Source organism: Nonomuraea sp. NPDC050540 (assembly GCF_044457485.1).
In the GTDB taxonomy this organism is placed as follows: Bacteria; Actinomycetota; Actinomycetes; order Streptosporangiales; family Streptosporangiaceae; genus Nonomuraea.
This window is the reverse complement of the sequence record NZ_JBITHA010000007.1, coordinates 454482-474522: the sequence shown is the minus strand read 5'-3', so window position 1 is coordinate 474522 and position 20041 is coordinate 454482. Positions and strand designations below refer to the sequence as shown.

The window sequence follows — 20041 nt, the reverse complement described above, 5'->3', positions numbered from 1 at the left end:
TCTCAGGCGGCCGACGGCGCGCCGCTCGCCCGCCGCAGCGGCGACAGGATCAGCCACAGCGTCGAGGCGACCGCGCCCAGGACGCCGATCAGGATGGTGGGCCGTACGCCCAGCCACGTGCCCAGCGCGCCGCCCAGCAGCCCGCCGGCCGGGGCCATGGCGAAGGCCAGGAACCGGTTGGCCGCCTGCACCCGGCCGAGCAGATGATCCGGGCAGGCGCTCTGGCGGTAGCTGACCTGGACGACGTTGTAGAGCGTCCCGCCGTACCCGCAGGCGAACCAGCCGCAGACGAACAGCGCGACCGCCCAGCCGCGCGAGGACAGCGCCATCAGCACGCCGAGCGGCTCGGTGAGCAGCAGCGACAGCACGATCGTGCGGGTGGGGCCGAACGCGCGCGTCCACCGCTTGACGGTCACGGCCGCGAGCACCCCGCCCGCGCCGGACGCGGCGGCCACCAGACCGGTCATCACCGGCGAAAGCCCCAGCTCGCGTGTCAGGAACAGCACCAGCAGCGCGGCGACCATCGACATGAACAGGTTGACGCTGCCGGTGCAGAAGCCGATCGCGCGCAGCGCCGGGTCGCGCAGCAGGAAGCGCAGCCCCTCGCCGATGTCGGCCGGCGTCCCCCGCTTGCTCGCCGCCGCCGGCGCGGGGTCGGGCGTGCGGATACGGCGCAGCAGCCCGGCCGAGGCCAGGAACGTCACCGCGGTGACCGACACCGTGGCGGCCGCGCCGGCCAGCCCGGCGATCAGGCCGCCGAGGCTGGGCCCGGTCACCACCGCGACGGAGTAGCTGGCCTGCAGCTTGGCGTTGGCCTCGATGAGCCGCTCGCGCTCGACCAGTGCCGGCACGTACGCCAGATGGGCCACGTCGAAGAAGATCGTCCCGATGCTCACCAGCAGGGCGACGGCCAGAAGCTGCCAGACGGTGAGCACCCCGGCGGCGTACCCGAGGGGGATCGACAGGAGCAGCAGCGCCCGCGTGACGTCGGCGGTGAGCAGGACACGCCGGCGTCGCATCCGGTCCACCCACGCGCCCGCGGGCAGCCCGAACAGCAGCGCGCCGACCGTGCCCGCGGCGTTGAGCAGCCCCATCTCCAGGGGCGTGGCCGCCAGCGCGGTGACCGCCACCAGCGGGACGGCGATCGCGCCGGCGCGGCTGCCGAGCTGGCTGACGGTGTTCGCCGACCACAGCCGCACGAAGTCGGCGTGCCGCCAGAGGCTCACCACCGCACCGGCAGCCGCACCGGTCCGATCGTGATCGCCGTGGTCAGCCACTCGACCTCCTCCTCCGGTACGGCCAGCCGCAGACCGGGACAGCCGCGCACGAGCGCCCGCACCGCCTCCTGCAGTTCCATCCGCACCAGCGAGGCGGCCAGGCAGTGGTGCAGCCCCGGCCCGAACGTCAGGTGCGCGCTGCCCTCGCGCTCCACGTCGATCTGATCGGGATCGGGGAAGGCGCCGGGGTCGCGGTTGGCCGAGGCGAAGGAGACGAGCACCGCCTCGCCCTCGCGGATGGTCCGCCCGCCGATCTCGACGTCCTCGGTGGCGATCCTGGCGATGCCGAGACCGGGGCTGATGACGAGGTAGCGCAGCAGTTCCTCGACCGCCCCCGGGATCGCCCCGGGCCGTTCGACCAGGCTCCGGTAGAGGCCGGGCTCGGTCAGCAGCGTGTAGGCCATGTTGCCGACCTGCTTGGCCACGTTGTCCTGGCCGGTGGTCAGCGAGCTGCCGAGGAAGGTGACCAGCTCCTGCTCGCTGAGCCGCCGCTCGCTGTCGCGGGCGTGCACGAGCGCGCTCAGCAGGTCGTCCCTCGGTACGGCGCGCCGCCGCTCGACCAGTTCCAGCAGGTATTGGGCGAACTCGCCCAGGACGCGCTCGACCTCCTCGGCGGTGTAGGCGGTGGTGGTCACCACGACCTCCGCCCAGCCGCCGAACCGGTCGCGCTCGCCGTACGGGACGCCGAGCATGTCGCAGATCGTCATCAGCGCCAGCGGCGCGCCGAAGTCCCGCATGAGGTCGGCGGGTGGGCGCAGGTCGCGCAGGAGCGTCTCGGCGCGGGCGGTCACCGAGGGCCTCAGTTCCTCGATCCGCCGCAGGGAGAACGCCTTGGAGACCAGGCGGCGCATCCGGGTGTGCTCGGGGGCGTCCATCATCGCCATGGAGCCGGCCCCGCCGGGCAGGGGCGTCATGCGCGGCACGTCGGCGCCGGCCGCCCGCGCCCGGCTGAAGCGGGGGTCGGAGATGATCGCGCGCACGTCCTCGTAGCGGGTCGCGAGCCAGCCTTCGCGGCCGTAGGGCATCCGGACCCGCGAGAGCGGCTCGCTTTCGCGCAACTGCGCGAAACGGGGGTGCAGGCGCAGCAGGTCGGGTGGGCCGAAGGGGTAGGAGCCTGCCGTCATGCGTGATCTCCAGGGGTGACGATGAGCGGTCGCTCCCCAGCGGCCCGAGGAGCGTCCCGCCGTTGCGCTACTTGCCGGGCTTGACCGTGCCGGTGGTCATGATCTTGAATTCAGCGGTCACGATGTGACGCATGGGATTCACCTCCTTCTGCTGCGAGTGTCCGTGCGTGGTCGAGGGCTTCGGCCACGACGTCCTCGGTGAGCACGGGGGTCTCGACGAGCAGGCAGCTGCCGAGCGGGGTGGTGGCCACGTCGCCGCCCGGCCCGCGGTGGACGGTGGCCCTCATCGCGCGGCTCGGCACGGTGTCCAGCGGGAAGCCGTACCGCACCCGCGCGACCCCCGCCCGGCCGGGCCGCCTGCGCGCCTTCTCGGCCTTGGCCGGCGGTCCCAGTTCGTCCAGGGTCGCGCGCCAGCGCGGCGAGAGGGGTGACCAGGGGCCGGTCTTCTTGATGAGCGCGCGCAGCTCGGGGGCGAGCGCGAGCGCCTCGGCGTGCTCGCGGACCACGCTCACCAGCGCGTCGCCCAGGCGTCGCTCGGCGAGGCCGGCGAGCACGGAAAAGTCGAGGAGGTCCTTAATTCGGAATTTGCGCTGGAACCTTTCCTCGGCCACGGCGAACAGCCCGCATAAATCATCGTGTTCCGGTGGAACGGCCCTTACCGGAACTCCCTTCAGGTCGCCGGTGAACGCACAGGTGGAGACGTCGGCGCCCATCGGTTTGTCGAGATGTGGCTCCTCGGCCGGCCACTTCATGGCCACGCAGATATGCCGTCCGAATTCTCCGTCCATGACACTGACACCCTGCGGGACGGCGCCGTAACGCGCCGACAGGTCCAGGACGCAGCGCCACAGCGCCTCCTCGTCGGGCGCGACCAGATCGGCGTCCCCGGACTGGCGCAGCATCCATCCGGGCATGTGAACGGCGATCCTGCGCCCCTTGAGCACGGTCAGCCCGTGCGCCGCCGCCTGCTCCTCACCCACTCTGGCCAGCTCGGCGACCCGGCGGCGGGCCCGTTCCAGATAGGCCGTCGCCGCGCCGGTGAGCTCGATGTCCCGGGCCTGCGCCGAGGACAACCAGGTCGCCAATATCCCCGCCTTCGCGGCCATATGCGCCACCCGCCATGCCGGATATGCGGGCGGCGCGCCGAGGATTCTGTCTATGGTGTCAAAATCCATCATCACCGATAAGAAACCCGATACTAACAAGATCAACTCCATGAGTAAACATTCGTTCTGGAGCAGGTCATGAAACAGGTTTCACCCCTGCCCGTCCCGGCCATGTTGGTGTCATGAGCGAACCCATGCCCCCGGCGCCCGTGATCGGCGCGGTGGTCGCCGTCGGCGTCGTCGCCGCGCTGCTCCTCGGCACCGGCGCCCTCCTGATCGCGGGCGGCCTGCCGCGCAGCGCCGTACTGCCGGGGGCCTTCGGCCTCCTCGGCGCGGCGATCGCGCGCGGGCTGTGGCCGGGATGGCGTGGCCCCCGCGTCCTGGCCGCCTTCTTTGGCGCCTTCGTCGTCCTCCATGGGGGCACCACGCTGGCCGACGCGCTGACGGGCACGGGCGCGCCGCCCGCCGTGCTCGCGGGCGCGTCCGTCATGGCGCTGGCCGGCGCCGCCGTCATCGTCCTGCTCTTCGTGCCGCCGTCGTCGCGCGCGTGGTTCGCCCGCCACCGCGAAGCGCGGCCCCGGCGGAATGAGTAGGGCCTACTCATTCGCGGGCCCCGGCGAAAAGCGAGAATGCGATCGAGGCGCGGCCGGGCAAACCTGCGGACGTCGCGCCGCCGACGACGGAAAACTGAATCCGCCGGATTCGTGGCGACGTTCGGAGGGGCATCATGTCGACCCGAGGTGTGGCGATCGCCGCGGCATTGATCGCCGCCGCGGCGACGATCACCGGCGCACTGATCACGTCCCGTCAGGTGCCGCTGCCCTGGGCCTCCGGTGACGGGGGAAGCTCGGAAACGCAACGCGAAACGATTCGGGAGAGCGTTCCAGGCGGTCCGAAAAAAGCCCCTGGAATCGCCGTGACTCCGAAATCCCTGACCTTTTCCTGCGAGGGCGGCGACTGCGCGCAGGAAGTGCGCGTGCTGAGCACGGGAACGGCCACGCTGAAAATCGCCGGCATCGAGTTCGAGGGCGACAACCCCGGCGATTTCCAGCACGACAACGCCTGCGCCGGCCAGGCTCTCGACGCCGATGACGAGTGCACGCTTAAGGTGTGGTTCGCTCCGGCGAGCACCGGATCGAGCGGCTCGGCGACCCTGGTGATCCACCAGAACCTCAAGGGTGACGCCACCTACGTCATGGTCAGCGGACAGGGCACCCAGCAGCCCACCGACGAGCCCACACCGGAGTCGAGCCAACCGGCCGAATGACCGGGGCGGCACCTCGCGAGCGGGCTGACGCGGGCGGGGCCGCGGGGACACGGTGCCGGGCGGGCGCTCGGCCTCATCGGCGTGCGCGCCCGGCCCGGCTGAGCTCGGCGAACGAGAACGGACGCACCTGGCGTACGTCTTCGCCGGGCCTGAAGGGTCAGTGGACGTGGGTGGTGAGCCAGCGGACGATCTGGCGGCTGTAGTCGACCCGGTTCGAGGGGCGGCCGTCGACCAGGAACTGGTGGGACTCGTCGGGGTAGAGGACCATTTCGGTGGGGACGCCGAGTGTGCGCAGCGCCGTGAACCATTCCTCCGACTGGCCCACCGGGCAGCGGTCGTCGTTGATCGCGTGCACGAGCAGGGTCGGGGTGCGCACGTGCCGTACGCGCTCGATGGGCGACTGCGCCCGCAGGAGCTCGCCCCCGGAGTAGACGTCGCCGCCGAACTCCAGCGCGGCGAAGACGTGGCTGTCGTCGGAGCTGCCGGACATGCTGAGCAGGTTCGTCACCGGCCCGCCGGCCACGGCGGCGGCGAAGCGGTCGGTACGCGTCGTCAGGTGGCAGGTGGTGAAGCCGCCGTAGCTGTAGCCGCAGATCGTCAGCCGGTCGGGGTCGGCCACGCCCTCGTCGACCAACTGCTCCACGGGGTCGAGGAAGTCGCGTTCGTCGCCTCGGCCCCAGTGGCCGACGCTGGCGGCGTAGAAGTCCTCGCCGTAGCCGTCGCTGGCGCGCGGGTTGAGCAGGAGTACGGTCCAGCCCTGGGCGGCCAGCAGCTGGTGGTAGGGGTGGGCGGGTTCGAGGTGGGGCGCCCAGGCCAGGTGCGGGCCGCCGTGCGCGTCCAGCAGGAGCGGTCCCGCGCCGGTGGCGCCGGGCTCGCGCAGGATCCAGCCGTGGACGGTGCTCCCGTCGCCGATCGTGAACTCCCGCTCCTGCGGCTGGATGAACTCCACGTCCGGCAGCGCGCTCGCGGTGTGCGCGGTCAGCTCGCGCACCTGCCCGGTCTCCAGGTCGGCCAGCGCGATCTCGCCGTGGGAGCGCGTGGTGACGGTGACGACCGCGGTCACGTCGCCGGGTGAGGTGCTCAGCCCGGAGACGCTGCCGGTCAGGACCGGCTCAGGACGTCCGCCGTCCGCGGGCACCCGGTACAGCAGGGTGCTGCCGCGCTCGCGGGCGCAGAAGAGCACGTGCGCGCCGTCGCGGGTGAAGCGCGGGGCGCCGCCCGGCCACTCCGGGCCGCCCGGCATCACGTTGCGATCCAGGTCCCGGGTCAGGTCGACGGGCGGGCCGCCGTCCAGGGGGAGCTTCACCAGCCGCGTGTGCCCGATGCGCACCTCGGGCAGGCCGACCGCCAGCAGCGCGGAGCCGTCCGGGTACCAGTGGACGCCGCCGAACCAGCCCTTCTCGTCGCCGACCGGCCGCGGCCGCCCGCCGTCGAGGTCCACCACGTACGGCGCCGCCGTCAGCGTCAGGTCGGCGTTGTCCCCGGCCCCCGAGGTGTAGGCCAGCCGGGTCCCGTCCGGTGACCAGGCGGGCTCGCCGGCGTCCCAGTCGCCGGAGGTGACCTGGCGCACCTCGCCGGTGCCCACGTCGAGAACGTGCACCTGGCGGCGGACGGTGGCGCGCAGCCCGGCGCCGTCGGCCTTGTAGCCGAGCCGGTCGATGACCATGGGGCCGCCCGGCCAGGATTCGGCCACGCGTACCGCCGCGGAGAAGGCGATCCGTTCGCCGTCCGGGCTCCAGCGGGGCGCTCCGGCGCCGAGCGGCAGGTCGGTGAGCCGCTCCGGCTCGCCGCCGTCGAGGCGCAGCGTGAACAGCTGCCCCTCGCGCAGGAACGCCAGCCGGGAGCCGTCCGGCGACCAGGCCGGCGCGCCGTCGGACGGGCCGTGGGTCAGCCGGCGCGGCCCCGCCGTACCGGCGGTCTCGACGATCCACAGCGCGCGCACGTTGCGGTCGGGCTCGCGCTCGGCGGTGCGCAGCGCGTAGACGACGCGCGAGCCGTCGGGGGACAGGGCGGGGGAGCTGGGGATCGCGAAGTCCCACAGGTCGTCGAGCGTCAGGCGGCGCTTCACGCGGTACCTCCTTGGTAGAGAAAGACACGGCCGGCGATGCGGAGCCCGAGCAGCTCGCCGGTGGGTTCGCGCAGGAACGCGAGGGGCTCGTCGCGCCACGGGCCGTCCAGGAGCGCGAACTCGTCGGCCTCGACCCGGCCCGCGCCCATCTCCAGCGGCCGGTCGTAGTGGACGGTCGTCACCCGCAGGCCCAGGGTGCCCGGCCGGACGGTGACCTCGACGCGCGAGGACATGTCCTGCCGCTCGGGGGTGCTGTAGGCGCCCGCGTAGGGGGCGAGATCCTGCTCACCGGTGTCCCGGAAGACCTTCCGGTCCGGCTTGCCGATCCCGGCCAGCTCGGCCAGGAGCGCGTCGCCGATCTCCCGGTAGGCCAGCTGCCCGTCGTCGGCGTTGGTGAGCACCACCACCGCGAGGCCGGCCTCGGGCACGAAACGGCAGACGGTCGCGGTGCCGTGCAGGCTGCCCTCGTGGTAGACGGCGCTCACCCGCGTCGCACCGCGCGGCAGGTAGTCGAGGTGCCAGCCGAGCCCGGTCGCGGCCTGTCCCGCCCGCACGGGCACCGGGTCGGAGATCATCGCCGCGCGTGTCTCCGGAGACAGCGGCCCGGCCACGTCCAGCTCGCCCAGCCACCAGCGCATCCAGAGCAGCTGGTCGCCGGCCGTGGAGATCAGGCCGCCGGAGGGGTTGACGCCGCGGGGCAGCAGCCACGCGTCCTGGACCGGGTGCGGGGCGCCGTCGTCCTCGCGGGTGTGGCCGGCGGCGGCGGGCTGGGAGACCACGCGTTCGGCGAAGAAGGTCGAGCCGGTCATGCCGAGCGGCGTCAGGACGCGGTCCTCGACGAACGACTCGTAGCTCTGCCCGCTCACCACCTCGACCAGCCGCCCGGCCACGTCCAGGCCGGTGTTGCAGTAGGAGAAGGTCGTGCCGGGCGGCAGGAACTGCGGCAGCGCGGAGAAGGCGGCCACCTGCGCGGCCAGCGCGCCGTCCCCCCGGTCGGTGACGAACTCGGGCTCGTCGCCCAGCCAGCCCGTCAGATGGGTGAGCAGGTGCCGCACCGTCGCCGACGCGGTGGCGGACCCGTCGGCGACGCGGAAACCGGGCAGGTAGCGGCGTACCGGCTGATCCAGGTCGACGGCGCCGGCCTCGGCCAGCGCCAGGACCGCCGTGGCGGTGAACGGCTTGGTCATCGAGGCGACCGGGATCCGCGTCTGCGGCAGGAACGGCTGCTCGGGGTCGGTCCTGGCCAGGCCGTACGCGCCGCTCCAGTGCCGCCCGCCGTGCGCGATCGCGACCGAGCAGCCGGGAACCCGGTGGCGGGCCAGCGCGGACACCACGATCTCGTCGACGTCGGCGGCGAGGACGGAAGGCGGGTTCATCGGGGACGGGACGGGGCGCACTGCTCCTCCTCGGTCGGTACGGCAGGCGGCAGGTTCACCGGGCACGCGGCACGATGCTCGCCGGAGACCACGGCCAGGGCCGGATCGTCGCGGCGGCACTCCTCCCGCGCGAGCGGGCAGCGCGGATGGAAGCGGCACCCGGCGGGGATGGCGGCCGGGTCCGGCGGCTCACCGGCCTTGATGGGGATCGGGCGGCGTTCCTCGCCCGCACGGGGGACGGCGGCGACCAGCGCGCGCGTGTAGGGGTGGACCGGGTTGGCGATGACCTCGGCCGCGGGTCCTTCCTCGACGATGCGGCCCAGGTACATGACCGCGATCCGGTCGGCGTGCGCGGCTGTGGTGGACAGGTCGTGCGTGATCATCAGGATGCCCAGGCCGGCGGCCCGCAGCTCGTCGAACAACGCCAGCACGCCGGCGCGTACCGACACGTCGAGCATCGAGACGGGCTCGTCGGCGACGAGCAGGTCGGGCTCCAGGACCAGGGCGGCGGCGATGGCCGCCCGCTGCCGCTGGCCGCCGGACAGCTCGTGCGGGAAGCGGTCGGCGAAGGCGGCGGCCGGTGACAGGCCGGCGCGTTCGAGGGCGGCCAGGACCAGGTCGCGGCGCTCGGCGCGGGTGCCGACGCCGTGGACGGCCAGCGGCTCGGCCACCGAGCGGCCGATGCGGAAGCGCGGATCCAGCGACTCGTAGGGGTCCTGGAAGACGACCTGCATGCGGCGGCGCACCGGCTTGAGCCGGCGCCTGCTCAGGCCGGTGATGTCCTGGCCGGCGAACCTGACCGTGCCCGCGGTGGGGTCGGCCATCCGCAGCACCGACTGGGCGGTGGTCGTCTTGCCCGACCCGGACTCGCCCACCAGGGCCAGCAGTTCCCCGGGCCCGACGGTGAAGGAGACGCCGTCCACCGCGCGCACCACCCGGCGCGGCCGCCCGCGCAGGCGGAAGTGCGTGGCCAGGCCGTCGACTTCGAGCAGGCTCATGCCGTACCTCCGGCGATCGATGCGGCGAGATGGCAGGCGCTGGACTGCCGCGCGCCGAGCGGGACCAGCCGCGGCGCCTGGGTGCGGCAGCGGTCCTCGGCGTGCTCGCAGCGCGGCGCGAACGCGCAGCCCGGCCACTCCTCGTCCAGGCGCGGGGGCGCTCCGGCGATGGCGCCGCCGGAGAACAGCGCGCGGCTGTAGGGGTGGCCGGGGCGCAGGTGCAGGTCGCCGATGTCGGCGTTCTCGGCCACCCGGCCCGCGTACATGACCGCGGCCCGCCCGCACACGCGGCCGACCACGGGCAGGTCGTGGGTGACCAGGACGACCGCCAGCCCCAGCTCCGTGCGCAGCCGGTCCAGCAGGTCCAGCACCTGGGCCTGCACGATCACGTCCAGGGCGGTGGTGGGCTCGTCGGCGAGCAGCACCTTCGGCTCACAGGCCAGCGCCATCGCGATGGCCGCGCGCTGGCGCATGCCGCCGGAGAACTCGTGCGGGTAGCGGCTCGCCTTGTCGGGGTGGATGCCGACGAGTTCCAGCAGCTCGCGTACGCGGAGCGTGGCCTGCTTGCCCTCGGCCACACGATGCAGGCGCATCGGCTCGGCGATCTGGGCGCCGACGGTGGCGACCGGGCTGAAGGCGTTCATGGCGCCCTGGAAGACCATGGCCAGGTCGGTCCAGCGGTGCCGGCGTACGCTCGCCTCGCCCCTGGCCAGGATGTTCTCGCCGTTGAGCAGGACCTGCCCGGCGACCGTGGCCGACGGCGGCAGCAGTCCCATCATGGCCAGGATCGCGGTCGTCTTGCCGCAGCCCGACTCGCCGACCAGGCCCAGGCCCTCGCCCGCGCCGACCGTGACGTCCAGGCCGCGCAGCGCGTGCACCCTGCCCCGGGGCAGGTCGAACCAGACGTGCAGGTCGCGGACCTCCAGCAGCGGAGCGGACATCAGCGCTCACCTCCCGACGGAACCGGAGCCAGGCGGAAGGTCCGCACCGACAGGTGCCCGGCGCGCAGCCGGGGGTTGAGGTGGTCCTCCAGCGCCCGGCCGATCAGCGTGCACGCCAGGATCAGGCAGCCGACCGCCAGACCGGGCGGCACGATCGCCCACCAGGCGTCGCGGGAGACGGCCTGCCCGGCGAAGGCGTTCTGGATGAGCCGCCCCCAGGACAGGGCCGACGGGTCGCCGAGGCCGAGGAAGGCGATGGCCGTCTCGACCAGGATGGCGTTGCCCACCGCGAAGATCGCCAGCGTCAGCAGCAGCGGCACGACGTGCGGGAGCACGTGGGTCGCCACGATCCGCAGGTTCCCCGCGCCGATGGTCAGCGCCCGTTTCACGTACGCGCGTTCGCGCACGCTCAGCGCCTCCGCGCGCACCACCCGCGCCAGCCGGGGCCACGACAGCAGCCCGATGATGGCCACGACGCCGGTCATGCTGCGCCCCCACACCGCCGCGACGATCAGCAGCAGCGGGATGTCGGGGATCACCAGCATGTAGTCGGTCAGCCGCATCAGCACGGCGTCGGTGCGCCCGCCCGCGTACCCCGCGGCCAGGCCGATCGCGCCGCCGACCACGACGGCGATGAGCGCGGCGGCGAACCCGACCAGCAGCGACGTGCGGGCGCCCCACAGCAGGAGCGTCACCATGTCGATGCCGGCGTCGTCCAGGCCGAGCGGATGCGCCGCCGAGGGCGGCTGGTAGACCGCGCCGACCTTCTCGTGGCTCGCGTAGGGCGCGATCCACGGGGCGAGCACGGCCAGGACGACGATCGCGGCGAGCATGGCCGCCCCGAGCGCGCCGCCCGGATACCTGCGCAGCACGTTCATGTCCTGATCCTCGGATCGAGCTTGAGATAGAGCAGGTCGGCCAGCAGGTTCGCGACCACGATCGCCGCCGTCAGGAGCAGGAACCCGCCCTGGAGCACGGCGTAGTCGCGGTTCTGGACCGCCTGGTAGAGGGCCAGCCCGATGCCCGGATAGGAGAACACGGTCTCCACCAGCAACGACCCGGCCACGATGTAGCCGAACGTGAGGAAGATCAGCGTGGTGATCGGCAGCAGCGAGTTCGGCAGCGCGTAGCGGCGCACGATCCGCCAGCTCGTCAGGCCCTTGGCGCGCGCGGTGAGGATGTAGTCCTCGCCGAGCGACCCGACCAGCGCCGAGCGCGCGATCAGCGCCCACGAGCCGCACCACGCCAGCCCGATCGCCAGCGACGGCAGCGCCAGGTGCTCCAGCCGGTCGCCCAGCACCTGCCACCACGACGGATCGCTGAAGCGCAGGTACGGGTCGGAGATGCCGCCGGTCGGCAGCGCGCCGCCGAACAGCAGCAGCAACATCAGCCCGATCCACTGGATGGGCAGCACCGACAGGAACATCGAGGCCGACAGCGGCGCCCAGTCGGCCGCCGTGCCCCGCCGCCAGGCGGCGACGACCCCGATGACCAGGCCGAGCGCGAGCCCGAAGGCCAGCCCCAGCCCCACCATCGGCAGCGTGTTGGCCAGCGGCCCCGCCAGCTCGTCCCACACCGGCCGCCGCGTCTGGAAGGAGTGGCCGAGGTCCCCGCGCAGCAGCGCGGAGACGTACAGCCAGAACTGCTCCAGCAGCGGCCGGTCCAGGCCGAGCTCCGCGCGCAGGTAGTCGCGGAACTCGGCGCTGCAGGTCCGGCACATCTGGTACTGCGTGGCCGCGTCGCCCGGCGCGGCCCGGAAGAGCACGAAGTTGATCACAGCCGCCGCCGCGACGGTGGCGAGGGCCGAGGCGAGGCGCCGGACCAGGTAACCGCCCCGGTTCATGACACGCGGTGGATCTGGGTCCAGAGACCCGGTCCGAAGCGCTGGGTCTCGATGCCGGCCCAGTCCTGGCGTACGACGTGCACGGTCTCGGCGTGGTAGAGCGGCAGGACGGCCCGCGTGTCGCGCAGGAGCGTCTTCTGCAGCGTGCCGACGGCCGCGGTCCGCTCGGCCGGGTCGAGCATGCCGCGCTGCTTGGTGAGCAGCGTGTCGTAGTCCTTGTCACAGAATCCGGCGAAGTTGACGCTGCCCCAGCTGTCGCAGCTGTAGACCCTCAGCGTGCCGCCCGGATCGGGGGAGAGCGTCCAGTAGGAGTAGGCCAGGTCGAAGTCCAGGTACTTGCCGTCGGGCTTGGTGACCGCGGCCGTGTAGTCGGCGGCGATGTCCGGCTTCAGCTCGATGCCGACCTCCGCCAGGTTCTTCTGCAGGATCTCGGCCACGCGGCTGATCTCCTTCCAGACCACGACGGAGTAGGACATGCGGTCGCCGGCCGGGGTCACGCGGATGCCGTCGGCGCCGCGCTTGTAGCCGAGACCGTCGAGGATGCCGTTGGCCTTGGCCGGGTCGTGCGGGTCGGCCTGCAGGTCCTTGGGGATCCACTCGTCCTGGAAGGGGGCCAGGACGCTGCGGCCGGGCCTGCCGTACCCGTTGAGCACGACCTCGACGAGCTCGGCGCGGTCGAGCGCGAGGGACATCGCCTCGCGGACCTGGACCTGCTTCAGCTCGGGGTTGTCCCGCTTCTTGGGGTTGGTGTTGACGTTGAGCATGGCGACCTCCTGGGAGGGGGAGGCGGCCACCTTCAGGCCCGCGGCGCCCTTGACCGAGGCGGCCACCGCGGAGCCGCCGCCGTAGCCCCAGGCGACGGTCCCGGCGCGCAGGGCCTGGGCCAGGCCCTCGTCGTTCTGGAAGACCTGCAGGCCGACGGCGCCGACCTTCGGCGGGGTGCCGAAGTAGCCCTTGTTGGGCTCGAAGATCGTGGTGCCGTCGCCGGCGAACTCGGTCACCGTGAACGGCCCGCCCGAGACCGCGGGGAGCTTGTCCTCGGGGCGGAAGGCCAGGATCTTCGAGCCGTCGCCCCCCGCGTGCGGCTCGTAGACGTGCTTGGGCAGCACGTGGAAGTTGGCCAGCAGGGTCAGCACGCTCTCGGGCATCGCCTCGGCGTAGGTGACGACCAAGGTCTTGTCGTCGGTGGCCTTGACGCTCTTCACCCCTTCGAGGGCGAAGGAGACCAGACCGGCTGCGTCACTGGCGTGCTTCAGCTCGAAGTTCGCCGTCCATGCGGCGTCGTGCGCGGTGAGGGGCTTGCCGTCGGACCAGGTGCCGGGCTGCAGGTGGAAGGTGTAGACGCGGCCGCCCTCGGAGACGTCCCACTTGCTCGCCCATGACGGCTCCAGCTTGGTGCCGTTGAGCTGGACGAGCGCGGGATAGATCAGCTGCCGGGCGATCCACGAACCGTAGAGGTTGTCGGCCAGGGGGTTGAGCGAGGTCATCCGGCCCAGTGAGGCGGTGACGCCGACGCTCAGGATGCCGCTGGTGGCGGGGGATGACGCCGCGGGCTTGGTGTCCGCGCCGCACCCGGTGGCCACCGCGGCCAGCACTGTTACGGCACACCACACCTGAGCCGCACGCCGGCGACGAGATTTGGACATGGCATTCCTTCCGATCCCTAAAGCTCGATCCCTAAAATCCGGTTCACAACCAGCCCAGCCGGCCCGCGGCCTTGACGTTGACGCGGACCGCCGGCTCGTGCAGGTACGACAGGGGTGTCTCGGTGATCTCGACCACCTGCACCGTGGCGGGGTCGGCCCCCGCCTGGACGGCCCGGTGGACCGCCTTCTCACTTGCCTCTTCGATGGCCTGCTTACGGCCTTCGCCGGCCGGGGCCAGCGTTTCCCACCGGCCGCTGACCAGGGCGATGGCCGCGCCCACGGCATTGGCCACGTCGGCGTTGTCGGGACGCAGCACCTTGGCGGCGCCGGTCACGACGTCCGGCACGAGGAACGCGCCCCCGCCGACCGCGACGACGGGCCGGTCGCGCCGGCCCAGCGACATCTGGTCCACCGCGTCGCTGATGACCGCGTCGGCCACCCGCAGCGCGGAGTCCAGCAGGGCCCGGGTACGCGCCGGGGGCCGGAGCCCGTCGCCCAGCGCGACCCGGCCCGCCAGGGATCCGGCGTCGCTCAGCGTCGGTGTGCCTCCGCCGAAGGACAGTCCTTCGGAGGTGATGCGGAAGCCGACCGAGACCGGCCCGACGACCGGCTCCTCGGGGGTGCCGCCGACGATGGTGCCGCCGCCGACGGCCACGCTGAGGATGTCCGGCATGCGGAAGTTGGTGCGCACGCCGCCGATGTCGGTGGCGAACGACGACTCGCGGGGGAAGCCGCGTACCAGCACGCCGAGGTCGGTGGAGGTGCCGCCGACGTCGACCACGATGGCCTCGTCCACCCCGGACAGGAACGCCGCGCCCCTGATCGAGTTGGCCGGGCCGGAACCGATGGTCAGCACCGGGTAGCGGGAGGCGTACTCCAGGGCCATCAGCGTGCCGTCGTTCTGGGCGAAGAAGGCCGCCGCGTCCAGGCCGCGCTCGGCGAGCACCGCGTCCAGGGCCCGGGTCACCTCGCCCGCCGCGCGGTAGAGCGCGGCGTTCAGCACGGTCGCGTTCTCCCGCTCCAGCAGGCCGAGCGAGCCGATCTCGTGGCTGAGCGACAGCGCCACGTCGGCGCCGAGCTCCTCGCGGACGATCTCGGCGACGTGCTGCTCCTGCTCGCCGGAGGCCGGGCTGAAGATGCCGGTGACCGCCACCGCCTCCGTCCGGTCCGCCACCGATCCCAGGAAGCGGCGGATGCCGTCGCGGTCGAGCGGGGCGATCGGCCAGCCGTCGACGAAGTGGCCGCCGCCCAGCATCACCGACCCCGCCTCGACCGCCTCGCGCAGATCCGCCGGCCAGGTCGTCAGCGGCGCCACGGCGGTGGCGGCGGGCGCCCCGAGACGGATCACCGCCACCCGGCTCAGCCCCCGGCGCTGCAGGACGGCGTTGGTGGCGTGGGTGGTGCCGAGCATGATCCGGCCCACCTGCCGCTCGCGCTCGCCGAGCTCGCCGAGCACCACCGCCAGCGCGCTGCGGATGCCGTCGGTGACGTCCCGCGTGGTCGGCTGCTTGGTCCTGGCCACGATGGCGTCCGACCGGTCGAGCACGACGGCGTCGGTGTTCGTGCCGCCGACGTCGATGCCGATCTTCAGATCGCGCTTGGGATCAGCCGACATGCACGTGCTCCTCAACAGGTCTGTAGTCGATGTGGTAGCCGAAGGCGCGCGGGCCCACGACGGCCATGCCCCCCGGGGTACGCCAGAGCGGGTCGCAGGCCCAGGCCAGGACGCTGACCCGCTGGCCGTAGCGCAGCGTCTCGGTCGAGACCGCCTCGGCGGTCTGGGTGTCGACCACGGTGATCAGGTCGGGGACGCTGGCCAGCACCTCGCCGGACTCGAAGACGACGAGGTTCTCGTTCTGGATCTCGATGCGCACCATGCGGCCCGCGTACGAGCCGGTGCCGTCGACGACGACGGCGCCGCGGACGAAGCCGCCGCCGGTGTTCCGCTCGACCTCGACGATCTTGCCGTCGAGCAGGCGGCGGGCGGCCAGCCGTTCGGTGAGGGCGGCGACCGGGTCGGCCTGGCCGATGGTGGCGCGCCCGATGTCGAGCGCGGCCGAGACGCTGCCCTCGATGACCGCGCCCCTGGCCTGGGCCCCGGACATCAGGTAGTTGGCCATCATCGTGCTCGCGCCGCTGGCCACGCACAGCGCCCTGGCCTGCCGTTCGGACCAGATCGCGTCGATCGGGCGCAGCGCGGCCACGTTGCCGACGACGTCGGCCAGGATCACCAGGTCGGAGGTCAGGCCCGCCACGTGCATGGAGACCATCTGAAGTTCGGGGAAGGCGCGGCCCATGCCGTCGGCGTCGAGCATCGGCAGGCCGAGCTGCGCCGCCCAGGCGAGCGGCTCGACGCCGTTGCTGCCGCCGATCTCGCCGGCCATGATCGCGGAGATCGGGCGCCCGGCGATGCGCTCGACCTCCTCGCGCAGCCGCTTGGGCTGTTCGGCGCTGGCGAGCATCTCGTGCCCGACGGTCGGGGCGCCGATGCTGGACATCGGGACGATGAGCGCGTCGTCGTCGAGGTCGGCCAGCGGTACCAGCGGGACGGGGCCGTGCTCGCGCAGCGCCTGCAGGGCGCTGGGGATGGCGGTCTCCACCGAGCCGCCGCCACCGGTCCCCAAGACGGCGCAGCCACGCGCCAGCGCTGGAAGGTCACTCTCGGTCAGCTGCATGGGACGAGTATGGCCACCGGCCCCTCCGCATCCCATATGGCGCAATCACAAGGTTCCGCCCTAATCTGTGGCCATGCCACAGACGATCGCCGAGATGTTGCGCCGCCAGTCAAGGTTCGGGCTCACGCTGATCGCCGGGCCCGCGGCGGAGGTGCCCATCCGGCACGTCGCGGGCGCCGACACGCTGGCCGCCATCGAGCGGGTTCCGGCCGACAGCCTGATCGTGGTCCTGGGCGCGGAGTCCATCTCCGGGTACGAGATCGACGTGGCGATCCGGCAGGCGACCTCGCGGGGGCTGACCGGGCTGGTGTTCGCGGCGCCGATGCGGCTGCCGATCACCGCCACGCGGCTGGCCGACCGGGCGCAGCTGCCCGTGCTCGCCCCGGACAGGGCCCGCGACGGGGCCGGGCTCCTGCTGGACATCGACCGCTTCGTCAGGGGCGGCGCGTCGGACGCGCTCGCGCGCGCGGAGAGCGCCATCCGGCTCGCGCAGCAGGCGGCGGAGGAGGGCGGCGCCGAGGCGGTGCGGACGCTGCTCGGCCACGCGGCGGAGGCGCTGGGCTGCCGGGTGCGCCTGGACGAGACCATGCCGGTCGGCGAGTCCGACCCGGGCGCGGTCGTGGTGGGCAGGCAGGCGGTCGCCCGCGTGGTGGCCGATCTGGACGACGACGCGACCAGGGTCGCCCTCCCGGCGATCGCCGCGCTCGTCTCACGGCTGCGGCAGCGTGAACTCAACCGCCGCTTCGCGCCCGCGCTCACCCGCGCCGGGCTGATCGTGCAGATCGTGCTGTGCGACCGGGCCCAGCTGCCGCAGCTGGTGGAGCAGGCGTTCCAGCTCGACCTTCCGGTGGAGCAGACGCACGTGGCCGCCTGGCTCAAGCTCGAGGACGCCGCCGCCCGCGGCGAGGCGTCGCTCGACCGGGCCCGTCAGCTGCTCGACGAGGCGGAGCTGTCGGCGCTGCAGGTGCTCCACTCCAAGCCGGGCGACTGGCACGTGGCCACGCTCGGCGGCGACCTGGTGGTCGTCTGCACCGGGCCGGCCGGGACCGATCTGCACCGCCGGGCGCGGGCCGAGGTGCAGCGGCTGATCGAGGCGCTGACCGGGCGGGGCGACGTCGTCATCACCGGCGGGATCGGCACCCCGCAGGCGGGGCCCGACGGGCTGCGGCAGTCGGCCGCGGAGGCGCGTGTTGCGGCGGACTCGGCGCGGGCGGCGGGCCGTCACGGAACGCTGGCCGAGACCGACGCCACCGGCCTGCGCAGGATCCTGGCGGGGCTGTCGTCCTCGCCGCTGAGCCGTGACCTGCTGGCCGAGATGCTGGGCCCGCTGGACGCCATGGGGGCGGCGCGGGCCAAGGTCGGCGTCACGACGCTGTCGGCCTACCTGGACGCGCAGAGCTCGCCCACACGCACCGCCGAGACGCTGCACCTGCACCCGAACGCGGTCGCCTACCGGATCCGGTGGATCACCGAGGCGCTCGGCGCCGACCTGGCCGACCCGGATACCCGCTTCGCCCTGCAACTGGCGTGCCGGGTCCGGCTGCTCAACGCCTAGAAGGCCCGTGACGGCGGGCGTACGCCGTCACGGGCCGTGGTTGCCCGGCAAGGTCAGACGGCCTCGCGCCAGGTCCATCGGCCGCCGAGCATCGTCGCGGCCACGGGCATGGCGCGCAGGTCCGCGCCCGAGGCGGTGAACGGGTCGGCGCCCGTCACCACGAGGTCGGCCTCGTCGCCCGCCTCCAGGCTCGCCCGGCCGGTCCTGGTCGAGGCCGCGATGGCCGCCTCGATCGGGATCGCCTGCTCGGGGTGCCAGGGCTGCCTGCCGTCCCGGCCGCGGTCCACCGCCGCGGCCATCGTGATCCACGGGTCCAGCGGCGAGACCGGCGCGTCCGAGCCCAGCGCGAGCCGCGCACCGGCGGCCAGCAGCGCGCCGAACGCGAACGCCCGGCCGGTGCGCCCGGCCCAGATGCGGTCGGCCACGTCGCGATCGTCCATGGCGTGCTCGGGCTGCACGCTGGCCACCACGCCCAGCGCGGCGAACCGGCCGAGGTCGGCGTCGTCCAGGAGCTGCGCGTGCTCGATCGCCCCCTGCGCGCCCACCCGCTCGAAGGCGTCGAGCGCCAGGTTGTTGGCCCAGTCGCCGATCGCGTGCACCGCCGGACGCAGCCCGGCCGCCCACGCCTTCTCCATCATCGGCACCAGCTCGTCCGGCGGCACGAGCAGCATGCCGTGCGGGTGCGCGCCGTTCTCAAGACCGGGGTAGGGGTCATGGCAGTAGGCGGTGCGGGTGTTGAGCGAACCATCGGTGATCACCTTGAACGGGCCCATCTCGACCAGGCCGCCGGTCCCGTCGATCACCTCCCCGGTACGCAGCCCGCGCGCCACCGCCTCCTCCAGCAACGCCGGCCAGACTCCGCACACCACGCGCAGCGCCCGGTTGCCCGCCCGCACCCGCCGCGTCCAGGCGTCCAGCCGCCAGGGCGCCTCCAGCTCGACCACGCCGACGACGCCACGGGCCGCCGCCTCGGCGGTGGCCACCTCGGCCCAGCCGTCCAGCAGGGGAGCGGGGACGTTGGTGATGTCCTGCTGGATGGCCTGCCACTCCGACTCGCGCAGGATTCCGGTCGGATGCTCCGACCAGCCGTAACGCTCCGCGGCCGCCGAGTTGATCCAGCAGCAGTGCAGGTCGCCGCTCATCAGGATCACGGGCACGTGCGCCGCCTCCGGCGCGGCGGCGTCCAGGAGGTCGCGGTGCGGCGGGTCTGGCCAGAGGGCGTCGCGGAAGCCGTAGCCCACCAGGGGCAGACCGGGCTCCGGCGGCCGGGTGCGCAGGCGCTCCGCCACGAGGGCGACCGCCTCGGCGGCCGAGCCCGCGCCCGACAGGTCCAGCCGCTGCCTGGCCATGATCCACTGGTCGAAGTGCACGTGGTGGTCCCACAGCCCCGGCAGCACGGTACGGCCGGCCAGTTCCACCACCTCCCAGCCGGGCTCGGCCGGGAGGCGCTCGGCGATGGTCGCGACGCGTCCTCCGGAGACGAGCACGTCGCGAAGAGGGCCGGTGGGGCCGGTCCGCGCGCCGCGCAGCAGGGTCGTCGTGGTGGTCATCGAGTCTCCTCCAGGGTCCAGACCTCGCGCATCTCGCGCGCGAGCGCGGGATTGGCGTATGAGGGGTCCGCGTCGAGCGCGCGGATGATGTTGTGTGCGATCTCCGGTGACTTGTCCTGGCTGAGCTTCGCCTTGCCCTCGACGCGTTCGGCCCGCAGCCGGAATCCCGCGACGCCGGGCGCGATCCTGCGCGCGTAGGACTCGTCCATCCGGTACGGCTCGGGCAGCACGTGCTCGAACCGGTCCACCGTGTCCACCAGGACCTGGAAGGTCTCCTCCGGGCTCAGGACCTCGGGGCGGCCGTAGAGGTGGACGGCCAGGTAGTTCCAGGTGGGCACGGCCGGGCCGGTGCCGTACCAGCCGGGGGAGATGTAGCCGTTGGGGCCCGCGACGATCAGCAGCGCCTCGCGTTCGCCGAGCCGGTGCAGCTCGTCGTCGGGGCGGCCGAGATGGCTCACCACCGACAATCCGGGGCCGTCCTCCAGCAGGACGGGCAGGTGAGAGGCGGTCAGACCGTCGCTGACCAGCGTCGCCCACGGGTTCTCGCGGATCAGCGCGCGGATGCGGGTGTGGTCGTCGAGCAGGTAGTCAGGGTTGTGGCGCACGGCACGACTA

At 73.2% G+C, this 20041-nt stretch carries 17 protein-coding genes; 3 read left to right on the top strand and 14 right to left on the bottom strand.

Going from position 1 to position 20041, the window contains the following annotated elements; all coding sequences use genetic code 11:
• Positions 1–2 precede the first annotated feature (2 nt).
• From ACIBI5_RS26450 to ACIBI5_RS26440, 3 genes are all read right to left on the bottom strand, one after another.
• Entirely contained in the window at positions 3–1226 is a 1224-nt protein-coding gene (locus ACIBI5_RS26450; protein WP_397251142.1) for an MFS transporter, read from the bottom strand.
• On the bottom strand, positions 1223–2401 hold the full coding sequence (locus tag ACIBI5_RS26445; protein ID WP_397251140.1) for a cytochrome P450: 1179 nt from the start codon (positions 2399–2401) through the stop codon (positions 1223–1225). Before ACIBI5_RS26445 ends, ACIBI5_RS26450 begins: the two co-directional genes overlap by 4 nt.
• A gap of 110 nt (positions 2402–2511) precedes the next feature.
• Positions 2512–3618 (bottom strand): hypothetical protein, encoded by a 1107-nt coding sequence (locus ACIBI5_RS26440; protein ID WP_397251138.1) that lies wholly within the window; start codon positions 3616–3618, stop codon positions 2512–2514.
• 71 nt (positions 3619–3689) lie between these two features.
• Here ACIBI5_RS26440 and ACIBI5_RS26435 point away from each other — a divergent pair, with 71 nt between their 5' ends.
• Together ACIBI5_RS26435 and ACIBI5_RS26430 are read left to right on the top strand one after the other, a co-directional pair.
• The gene (locus ACIBI5_RS26435) at positions 3690–4100 is read left to right on the top strand and encodes a hypothetical protein (RefSeq protein ID WP_397251136.1); all 411 of its coding nucleotides are present in this window, start codon (positions 3690–3692) and stop codon (positions 4098–4100) included.
• A 149-nt stretch (positions 4101–4249) separates the two neighbouring features.
• Positions 4250–4774: a choice-of-anchor D domain-containing protein gene (locus ACIBI5_RS26430; RefSeq protein ID WP_397251134.1), complete on the top strand. Its 525-nt coding sequence runs from the start codon at positions 4250–4252 to the stop codon at positions 4772–4774.
• Positions 4775–4931: 157 nt separating this feature from the next.
• Here ACIBI5_RS26430 and ACIBI5_RS26425 read toward each other — a convergent pair whose 3' ends face one another.
• The 9 genes from ACIBI5_RS26425 to ACIBI5_RS26385 are packed head-to-tail and all read right to left on the bottom strand — an operon-like array spanning position 4932 to position 16321.
• On the bottom strand, positions 4932–6842 hold the full coding sequence (locus ACIBI5_RS26425; RefSeq protein WP_397251132.1) for a S9 family peptidase: 1911 nt from the start codon (positions 6840–6842) through the stop codon (positions 4932–4934).
• Positions 6839–8239: a serine hydrolase domain-containing protein gene (locus tag ACIBI5_RS26420; protein ID WP_397251130.1), complete on the bottom strand. Its 1401-nt coding sequence runs from the start codon at positions 8237–8239 to the stop codon at positions 6839–6841. The genes ACIBI5_RS26425 and ACIBI5_RS26420 overlap by 4 nt, the downstream gene beginning before the upstream one ends.
• On the bottom strand, positions 8215–9216 hold the full coding sequence (locus tag ACIBI5_RS26415; protein ID WP_397251128.1) for an ABC transporter ATP-binding protein: 1002 nt from the start codon (positions 9214–9216) through the stop codon (positions 8215–8217). The genes ACIBI5_RS26420 and ACIBI5_RS26415 overlap by 25 nt, the downstream gene beginning before the upstream one ends.
• A complete protein-coding gene (locus ACIBI5_RS26410; protein WP_397251126.1) occupies positions 9213–10157 on the bottom strand; it encodes an ABC transporter ATP-binding protein in 945 nt (314 codons plus the stop codon). Before ACIBI5_RS26410 ends, ACIBI5_RS26415 begins: the two co-directional genes overlap by 4 nt.
• Positions 10157–11035 (bottom strand): ABC transporter permease, encoded by an 879-nt coding sequence (locus tag ACIBI5_RS26405; RefSeq protein WP_397251124.1) that lies wholly within the window; start codon positions 11033–11035, stop codon positions 10157–10159. The genes ACIBI5_RS26410 and ACIBI5_RS26405 overlap by 1 nt, the downstream gene beginning before the upstream one ends.
• The gene (locus ACIBI5_RS26400) at positions 11032–12000 is read right to left on the bottom strand and encodes an ABC transporter permease (protein WP_397251122.1); all 969 of its coding nucleotides are present in this window, start codon (positions 11998–12000) and stop codon (positions 11032–11034) included. Before ACIBI5_RS26400 ends, ACIBI5_RS26405 begins: the two co-directional genes overlap by 4 nt.
• On the bottom strand, positions 11997–13646 hold the full coding sequence (locus ACIBI5_RS26395; protein WP_397251120.1) for an ABC transporter substrate-binding protein: 1650 nt from the start codon (positions 13644–13646) through the stop codon (positions 11997–11999). The genes ACIBI5_RS26400 and ACIBI5_RS26395 overlap by 4 nt, the downstream gene beginning before the upstream one ends.
• Positions 13647–13689: 43 nt before the next feature.
• Positions 13690–15261, bottom strand: a complete 1572-nt coding sequence (locus ACIBI5_RS26390; RefSeq protein ID WP_397251118.1) for a hydantoinase/oxoprolinase N-terminal domain-containing protein — start codon at positions 15259–15261, stop codon at positions 13690–13692.
• Complete coding sequence (locus ACIBI5_RS26385; RefSeq protein WP_397251116.1) at positions 15251–16321, bottom strand: DUF917 domain-containing protein; 1071 nt, start codon at positions 16319–16321, stop codon at positions 15251–15253. Before ACIBI5_RS26385 ends, ACIBI5_RS26390 begins: the two co-directional genes overlap by 11 nt.
• 73 nt (positions 16322–16394) lie before the next feature.
• Here ACIBI5_RS26385 and ACIBI5_RS26380 point away from each other — a divergent pair, with 73 nt between their 5' ends.
• Positions 16395–17876, top strand: a complete 1482-nt coding sequence (locus ACIBI5_RS26380; RefSeq protein ID WP_397251114.1) for a helix-turn-helix domain-containing protein — start codon at positions 16395–16397, stop codon at positions 17874–17876.
• A gap of 53 nt (positions 17877–17929) precedes the next feature.
• On the opposite strand, the gene ACIBI5_RS26375 is transcribed toward ACIBI5_RS26380, so the two are convergent.
• Complete coding sequence (locus ACIBI5_RS26375; protein ID WP_397251112.1) at positions 17930–19426, bottom strand: amidohydrolase; 1497 nt, start codon at positions 19424–19426, stop codon at positions 17930–17932.
• The gene (locus ACIBI5_RS26370) at positions 19423–20031 is read right to left on the bottom strand and encodes an FMN-binding negative transcriptional regulator (RefSeq protein ID WP_397251110.1); all 609 of its coding nucleotides are present in this window, start codon (positions 20029–20031) and stop codon (positions 19423–19425) included. Before ACIBI5_RS26370 ends, ACIBI5_RS26375 begins: the two co-directional genes overlap by 4 nt.
• Positions 20032–20041: the final 10 nt, after the last annotated feature.